Source organism: Protofrankia sp. Cr1, from assembly GCF_963555865.1.
Classification (GTDB): Bacteria; Actinomycetota; Actinomycetes; order Frankiales; family Frankiaceae; genus Protofrankia.
On sequence record NZ_CAUVXO010000173.1, the window covers coordinates 1,715 to 10,305 of the forward strand.

The 8,591-nt window shown below is 68.0% G+C and carries 4 protein-coding genes; 2 read left to right on the plus strand and 2 right to left on the minus strand.

Features of this window, described 5'->3' with window-relative positions; genetic code table 11:
- Together U9980_RS14745 and U9980_RS14750 are read left to right on the plus strand one after the other, a co-directional pair.
- The coding region (locus U9980_RS14745; RefSeq protein WP_322768438.1) for a hypothetical protein at positions 1–408 on the plus strand (408 nt) is incomplete at its 5' end.
- Between the two features lie 218 nt (positions 409–626).
- A complete protein-coding gene (locus tag U9980_RS14750) occupies positions 627–1,931 on the plus strand; it encodes an alginate lyase family protein (protein ID WP_322749888.1) in 1,305 nt (434 codons plus the stop codon).
- A 249-nt stretch (positions 1,932–2,180) separates the two neighbouring features.
- On the opposite strand, the gene U9980_RS14755 is transcribed toward U9980_RS14750, so the two are convergent.
- Together U9980_RS14755 and U9980_RS14760 are read right to left on the minus strand one after the other, a co-directional pair.
- Positions 2,181–2,372 carry a hypothetical protein gene (locus U9980_RS14755; protein WP_322751936.1) on the minus strand — a complete coding sequence of 64 codons (192 nt, stop codon included), beginning with the start codon at positions 2,370–2,372 and terminating at the stop codon, positions 2,181–2,183.
- 228 nt (positions 2,373–2,600) lie between these two features.
- Positions 2,601–7,844, minus strand: coding sequence for an SDR family NAD(P)-dependent oxidoreductase (locus U9980_RS14760; RefSeq protein WP_322768439.1), 5,244 nt, complete (start codon positions 7,842–7,844; stop codon positions 2,601–2,603).
- Between the last annotated feature and the right edge of the window lie 747 nt (positions 7,845–8,591).

Sequence of the window (8,591 nt, forward strand, 5' to 3'; positions counted from 1 at the left end):
GTGTCCCGCATTGTCAATAATGATGACATGCTCATCCGCGCCCGGCAGGTTCAGACGGTCTTGCTCATGATGGCCTTCGCCTTGGAGTTGACGCTGGCCGGCTGCGGCGGTGACACCCCCAGCCCCAGCGCCGCGCCCGACGACGCCGCGGCGGCCTGTGCGGCCCTGGTCCGGACCAAGCCCGGGCTGGTCGAACTGGGTCCCGACAAGCTTGACGACATCGAGCGGCTGCGCGCTGCGGCGTGGCTGGGCACGGTCGCGGCGCATGAGGATGACAAGAAGTACGGCAAGCTTCACCTGCAAATGAGTGCGATCTTGCAGGACACCGAGAAGGGGAACTACGCGGGCCTGCCCACGGACGCGCGGGCGGCGCTGTCGGTCTGCTCCGACCTCAACCTGCCGCACTAGCCAGATCACCTGGCGGTCCGCCGCTGAAACTCGTCCAAACCTTCTGTCCACGGACGCGGGACCGCTCCACCCACCGTCGGGAGAGCGTGTTCGCCTGCGGGTCGGGCCTGCCTACGCGCGACGGGATGGAAGGACACATCCTTCGACCGGGCCGTGACTGCCATGCGGTATAAAGTGATTTGTCAGGTTGGGGGGGATCCAACCCGATGAGGAGCTCCGTGTCCACGACCACGGGACCGACCAACCAGATCAGCCGGCGCCATCTTCTCGGCTTCGCCGCGGCTGCGGCCGCAACCGTGCCACTGACCGCCTGTGAGCCAGGAGCGGCCATGTCGGCCACACCAACTCCAACCACGGCCACACCAGGTCCAATCACGGCCGTGCCGACACCGAGTGCGGCAGCAGCTGCCGGCCGGCCGGCGAACGGCGCTTTCGTCCATCCCGGCATGCTGCACACCCAGGCCGATTTCGACCGCATGACCGTCAAGGTGCGCGCTGGTGCCACACCGTGGAAAGCGGGCTGGGACAGGCTGGTAGCCAACGGCCATTCCCAGAGCACGTGGAAGGCACGTCCGATCGCGACGGTGATACGGGGTGGGGACGGGCAGAACTACCCCCAGCTGTACAACGACATCCACGCTGCCTACCAGAACGCGCTGCGTTGGAAGATCAGCGGAGACGTCGCCCACGCCGACGCGGCGCGCGATATTCTCAACGCCTGGTCCGCGACGCTGACGATGGTCACCGGCAACGCCGACCGGTACCTCGCCGCCGGGATATACGGCTACCAGTTCGCCAACGCCGCCGAGATCATGCGGGGTTACGACGGATTCGATCTCAACCGGTTCAAGGCGATGATGCTGAACGTCTTCTACCCCTTGAACGACCGGTTCCTCCGCGAGCACAATGACGCCTGTATCACCAACTACTGGGCCAACTGGGACCTGTGCAACATGGCCTCCATCCTGGCCATCGGCATCCTCTGCGACGACCGCGCCAAGTTCGACCGGGCCATCGAATACTTCAAGAACGGCGCGGGGAACGGGGCCATCATGAAGGCCGTTCCGTTCCTGCACCCGGGCGGGCTCGGTCAGTGGCAGGAAAGCGGCCGTGACCAGGGCCATGCCACGCTTGGCCCCGCCCTGATGGGCGCATTCTGCGAAATGGCCTGGAATCAGGGTCAGGACATGTACGGATACAGCGACAGTCGTTTCCTGCGAGGCTGCGAATACGTCGCGAAGTACAACCTGGGCGAGTCCGTCCCCTTCACCACCTACACCTGGGGTACCGGCCAGAACTGTCAACAGCAGTCGCAGACCGTCGTCGCCGAAGCCGGTCGCGGACTCGACCGACCCTCCTGGGAGCTCGTCTACAACCACTACGTCAAACGCCGGGGGCTGGCGGCACCGAATGTCACTGCCTATGCCGCGAGGGTCCGGGCCGAGGGCGGTGGCGGTGATTACGGTCCCAACAGCGGAGGGTTCGACCAGTTGGGCTTTGGCACCCTGACCCACACGCTGTAGCAGATCGCCTCCACTGTTGCGGATCGGGCGCTTAGCGCAACCGGCTCTGGGTGCGCGTCTGACCAGCTGACCAGCTTCCCCCTCGGCTTCCACCCTCAGCTGGCACCTCGGAGTCGGGAACGATGTGATTTCCGGGTCGTCATGATGACACCGGATTCACATCGTTCCCCGGAATCGTGGCAGAGCTCGTTATCTTGACCCGGATTACGAGCTGGGGGAGGAGTTGATGACCATGGTGAGTGGGCGGGGTCATGGTCGAGCGGCACGGGAGTGCTTGGCGGTCTCCAACAATGCGATGGGATCGACGATTCGACCCTCTGCGGCCTCGTGGTCGTAGACATGGCGCACAAGGTCAAGCCATTGGCGGTGCTTGGTGATCGTCACGAAGCCGGCGACGACGCCTGGCGAGAGGACGAGGGCGAGGAGGAAGTGGAAGTCCACCGGGGCTCCTGGCTCAGGCGATCCACGATGCCCGAATGGCCCCCCTTGGATCGCGTAAGCGATTATATCATTGCTTATCCTAGCGGGGTCCACGTCGGCCTTCCCGCCCGCCGCGATCCCCACAACAGAGATCGCATACGACAGGTGGATGGCCTTCGAGATCGCGGAAAGTGGAGCGGGACAGTCCGCCGCGCATGCACTGATCGACCCAGGGCGCCACGTCGGCGCTCATACGGCGCCCGCCGGGATAACTTCGCCCTCGTCAGGTGCGGCCGACCTTTCCCCGCCGCTCAGCACCTCGGCGAGGTACTCGGCCAGCGCCGCCACGGTTGGCCGGTTCCACAGCAGCGTCGCCGGCAGCGGGACGCGGAACAGCTTCTCCAGGCGTCGCCGGATAACCAGGGTCATCACTGAGTCCAGGCCCATCTCCAGCAGCGGTTTGCCGGTGTCCAGCTCCTGGGGAGCCAGTTTGATCTCCTCGGCGACCTGTGTGCGGACCATGTCCATGAGCTGGTCAAGCAGTTCAGCGGGTTCGAGTGCCGACCAGTCGTCGGCGGGGCCGGATCTGCCCGCGACCGTCTCCTCGACGGTGATCTCCCGCAGCAGCGGTGGTCTCGGCATGCCGGAATCCACTGTGATCATGGGTAGGACCGCGCAGTGCGTGCCGACACGCCGCTCGGCGAAATCCCAGGCGCGCAATGCCTCGAGGGGCGAGATGTCCGCAGTGCCACGGGCGTTGAGTTCAATGTCGATCATGGTCGAGGATGTCGACATGCCCAGCCCTCGCCACGAGGTCCAGCCGAAGCTGATCGTATCGTCACCCCGGTGGGCGGCCAGCGCGTCCAGGAAGGCGTTCGCCGCGCCGGAGCTCGCCTGACCCGGCAGGCCCAGCAGGTACCCGCAGAAGGAGAACATCGCGAAGAAGTCCACGCTGCCTGGCGGGAAGAGTTCGTGCAGGACGAGCGCGCCGTGCGCTGTGGGCGCCATCACCGCGGCCAGCGAGTCCTCGTCCAGCTCGCCGAGCATCCGGTCGTCCGATATCCCGGCGGCGTGCACGATCCCGACGATGGGCGGCAGGCCGAGCGCCGCCGGGTCGAGCGCCGTCCGAATCGCCTCGGCGTCGGTGATGTCGAGGGAGAGGACCTTGACCGTGACGCCGAGGGATTCCAGCGCCCGCACCGCCTCGATCTGGGCGAGGATCCGCTCGTCCGAACAACGGTCCCACTCCGCCCTTTCCGGGAAGGGGCGCCGGCTTGCGAGGACGAGCCGATGTGCGCCGCGTCCGGCCAGGAAGCGCGCTACCTCGAGGCCGAGCGCTCCCATCCCACCGGTGACCAGATATGTGCCGTCCGGGCGGAACGTGGGCGCGGGGCGAACGATGTGGCCGGGCACAGGCAGGAGGCGCGACGTTGTCGTCCGACCCTCGATGATCCGCACCGCGTCCTCGTCGGGTCGCGCGCGCAGGACCGCGAGCAGCCGCTCGGCCGATGCGGCCAGGTGGTCGCTGTCGACGATCCCGCCCCACAGCTCGGGCTGTTCCCCGGCGATGACGCGGCCGACGCCCCACATGGAAGCGCCGGTGAGCGAGCCGTCCGGCACACCGCTGGTCACCGCCCAGATTCTCGGTCGCCCGCCCGTCCAGCCCGACACACGCTGGGCGACGCAGGCGAGCAGCCATGCGGAGCGCTGCGCGCTGTCAGCCTCGTTGTCGCCCTGCGGTGTCGGGCCGACCAGCACCGCTGTGTTCGCGCCCGCTCGGTCACGCAACCCGTCCAGGGCGTCGGCGTCCGCAACCTGCCAGATCGCAATCCCCGCGTCCCGCGCCGCGTCCGCGATCGCCTCGAGTGGCGTGCCGACGATGACGACCGCGTCGAGGGCGCAGGTGTCCGCCGCCACCGTCAGGGGCCGCCAGACGATCTCGTGGACGAGCCTGCTCGGACTGGCAGCGGCGCCCGGGTCGCCGTCGAGCACCGCGTAGCGCAAGCCGGTCAGGGTCGCGACCACACGGCCGTCGACAGTGGCGATGTCGACGTCCGCGGTGTCTGTGGGGCGCTCCACGCTGGTGCGGATGTATATGAGGGCCTGTGATGGTGAGTCGCCGCTGAACGCCACCTGCCTGATCCCGGCGGGCATCCGCAGAGTCGGCGGCCCGCCGAAGACCACCGACGCGATGGACAGCGCAGCGTCCAACACCGACGCCCACGTCGGGGCGGCCCCGTAGCCGGAGTCCACCGCGGCGAACAGCCGTTGGCCGTCGAGCACGCGCAGCTCGGTTATGTGCCAGGGGAAGCCCATCGCCGCGACGCCGATGCCGGCGAGACGGTCGACGACGAAGTCGTTCGGTAGGACGTCCGGGCAGCTCGCACGCAACGCGGCGAGCTCAAGCGTCCGCTCGGCGACCGCACCAAGCGGATCAACGGCGGCCGTGGTGTGGGTGAGCCAGACACCGTCGCCGTCGCCCGTGCCGCCGTCGCCCGTGCCGCCGTCGCCCGTGCCGCCGTCGCCCGTGCCGCCGACGCGCCGGGAGCTCAGCCGCAGCGTCGAATCCTGGCAGGAGATCTGGATCTCGCGCGGTGCGCTGACCACGACCGGAGTGCGCAGCACGATGTCGGCGAGCGCGGCCAACGAGCCGCCGTTCGAGGCGGCGGTGGCGAAGGTGTGCAGCAACACGGCCGCGGGAATGATCTCTACGGTGTGTACCGGATGGTCGCCGGGGTAGGGCCGGCAGGTCAGGTCGAGGTAGGTCTGCCAGAGCTCAAGCCGACCCGAACCGACCACGACGGTGTGGCCGCCGAGCAGGGTGTGGCGCTCGACGTCGTGAGAGCGCACGGGCCGGCTCACGGCGGAGTCGCGCCAGTAGCGCCGGTGTCGCCACGGCGTCGTGGGCAACTCGGCCAGCGGCTGCCCGCCGGACGCGCGGCGTGCTTCGACGCCCGCGCAGTGCAGTGCAGCAACGTTGGCGAGCAGCGTGCGCTGGTCGGGGGTGCCGCGCCGGAGCGAGCCGCCGACGTAGCCGTCCGCGATTCCCAGCGCGTCCAGGGTCTCGGCCACCGAATGCGCGACGACGGGGTGTGCGGAGATCTCGACAAAGGCGGTGTAGCCGTCTTCGGCCGCCGCCTGTACAGCCGCCGCGAACCGGACGGGGTTGCGCAGGTTGGCCGCCCAGTAGGCGCCGTCACGCAGCGGTTCCGCGCGCGGGTCGGCCAGCGCGGTGGTGTAGACCGGGATCGAGGCGATGTCCGGGCAGAGCCCGTTCGCCGCCGCGACCAGCCTGTCCAACAGGGGATCCATGTGCCGCGAGTGGAAGGCGACATCGGCGGCAACCCGGCGGACGACCAGCTTCTCGGCTTCCCAGGCGCGGGCTGTCGCCTCGACGGGATCGACGTCGCCTGCGATCACGGTCGACGACGGCGAAGCCGCGATCGCGGCGACGACGTCGTTGCGTTCACCGAGCCGTGCGCGCACCTCGTCGAAGGGCAGGTTGACCATGGCCATCGCGCCCTTGCCGGCCACCTCACGGAGCAGAATCGACCTACGGCAGATCAGCCGCGAGCCGTCGCTGAGGGTCAGCGCACCGGCGACCACGGCTGCGGCGATCTCACCGACCGAGTGGCCGATCACTGCGGCGGGTTCGAAGCCGTGCTCACGCCACACGTCGGCGAGCGCTACCTGCATCGCGAAGATCATCGGTTGGATGACGTCGACCGCGGAGAGTTCGTCGCCGACGAGCACTGCACGCGGAGTGAACCCGATCTCCGCCGCGAATATCTCGCCGACCCTGTCGATCGTCCGCCCGAACGCCGGTTCCGTGGCCAGCAGATCGCGCCCCATGCCCACCCACTGCGACCCGTGTCCGGAGAAAACCCACACCGGGCCCATCGCCCGCCGTTTCGCCGTCCCCAGCCGGACGCCCGCCGCCTCGTTACCGGCCGCCGCCGCACGCAGAGCGGCGACCAGCTCGGCGCGGTCGGCCGCGACGACTCCGGCACGGTGGGTGAGGTGGCTGCGCCGTTCCCGCAGGGTGTGGGCGACCGCGGCCAGTGGGGTGCCCGCGCCGTCGGTCTCGAGCCAGTCGGCGAGATTCCCGGCGGCCGCGGTCAGGCCGGCTTCGGTGGCGCCGGACACGAGGAACAGGGACGGCTGCGCGGTGTCCACCAGGGGTTCGGTCACGTTCGGGGGCGCTTGTTCAAGCACCACGTGCGCGATCGTGCCGCCGTAGCCGTAGCCGGAGACCCCGGCACGGCGTGGGTGCTCGGTGACGGGCCACGGCCGGGTCGTCGTGACCACCTCGAGCCCGGCGGTGTCCCAGGGGATGGCCGGGTTGGGCTCGCTGATGTTGAGGCTCGCCGGTATTTCGGCATGCCCCAGCGCCAGCACGGCCTTGATGACTCCGGCGACACCGGAGCCGGCCTCCAGGTGACCGATGTTCGACTTCACCGAGCCGATGAGGCATGGCTGCCCGGCAGGCCGGCCTCGCCCGAGCACGGCGGCCATCGCGGCGGCCTCGATCGGGTCACCGGCGCGGGTACCCGTGCCATGCGCCTCCACGTAGTCGACCGTCGCCGGCTCCACGCCGGCCATGCGGTAGGCACGGCGCAGCAGGTGGATCTGTGCCTCCCCGCTGGGGGCCATGATGCCGTTGGTGTGGCCGTCCTGGTTGACCGCGCTGCCGCGGATCACCGCGAGCACCTGGTCTCCGTCACGTTGGGCGTCGGCGAGCCGTTTCAGGACGATCACCGCGGCGCCCTCCCCGCGGCCGTAGCCGTTCGCTGCGGCGTCGAAGGACTTGCAGCGGCCGTCCGGCGAGATCGCGCCTGCCGCGTCGAGGACCATGGTCAGGCCGGGACCAGCCATGATGTGCACGCCGCCGACCAGCGCGAGCGGAGTCTCACCGAGGGCCAACGACTGACAGGCGAGGTGGATGGCGACCAGCGACGCCGAGCAGGCCGTGTCCACGGCGAGGCTGGGACCGCGCAGATCGAGAGCGTGGGAGATGCGGTTGGCGACGGCGCACATGGAGGCCCCGATGCCGGTCCAGGCCTCGATGCGGGGCAGGTCCTCGAGCAGGCGGCGACCGTAGTCGTCCGAGCCGACGCCGACGAACACCCCGGCGTCGCCACCGGCGAGGCTCGCCGGCGGGATACCCGCGTGCTCGAGCGCCTCCCAGGTGACCTCCAGCAGGATGCGCTGCTGAGGGTCCATCAGCTCGGCTTCGCGCGGCATGATTCCGAAAAATTCGGCGTCGAATCCCTCGATGTCGTCGAGGAAGCCACCGAAGCGCGTGGTCTTACGCAGCGCCGCGGCGTTCTCCTGGCTGGCTTCGGCGTAGGACGCCCACCGCTGTGGCGGGACCTCGGAGATCGCATCCTCGCCCCGTGCGAGCAGCCGCCAGAATTTCTGGGGTGTGTCGGCGCCGCCCGCGAAGCGGCAACCCATGCCAATGATCGCAATTGATTCTGTCACGTCAGCCATAGGATCGTTTCCTTCGAACATGGACGGTGAAGAACGGAAGGAATACCTTAAAGGTGAAACTGTTCTCGGCCTGCTCGAAATGCTCGATCGCCGGCTCGACCACACAGGCTATGTCGCCACTTCCACTTCCACTTCCACTTCCACTTCCCTGATTCCGATGCCGATGCCGACGCCGAGTAGTTGATCGACCAGCATTTTACTGACGGCTGGGGAAACCCAATCAAAGGCGCCAGTTCAATCTACGGGGATCTCGCGAGGAGTGCTGTTCGGGGAAATGAGGGCGCGTCCCAGCTCGGTTCTGATTACGGCTTGCGGTTTGCGGCTTGCGGCAGCGGCGCCGGTGTGCCCGAGGTTTCTGTACCCGCCGTTCCACCTGCGGTCAGCACGGTTAAGAGTCTGTTTTGAATCTTGGGCTCGCCCGGACAGAGGATTCAAACCAGGCTCTTAACGATGTGAATCTGATGCTCCTGCCACAACACCAGATTCACATCGTTCCCAAAGAGCGCCCGGCAATAGTCCCGCGACGCCGTGCCCCCTGTCGCCGGTCGCTCTAAGGCCAATTCAATCAAGTCGTAGCTGTGTAAGTAGTCAGCAGGGTCGACAGAAGATTCAAAACAGGCACTTAGACCCCCCAAGTCGTCGGCTCGGTGCCACGTTGTGCATCGCATGGCTGACGATAGAGGAAGGTCCTGCCTGGAAGCAACTGTCCTGTTTCGGACTGCGACGGCCACCAAATGTGGTAATCGA

Excerpts from the sequence above, each read along its gene's own strand:
- U9980_RS14760 (WP_322768439.1), bottom strand. The coding sequence starts at position 7,844 with ATGGCTGACGTGACAGAATCAATTGCGATCATTGGCATGGGTTGCCGC.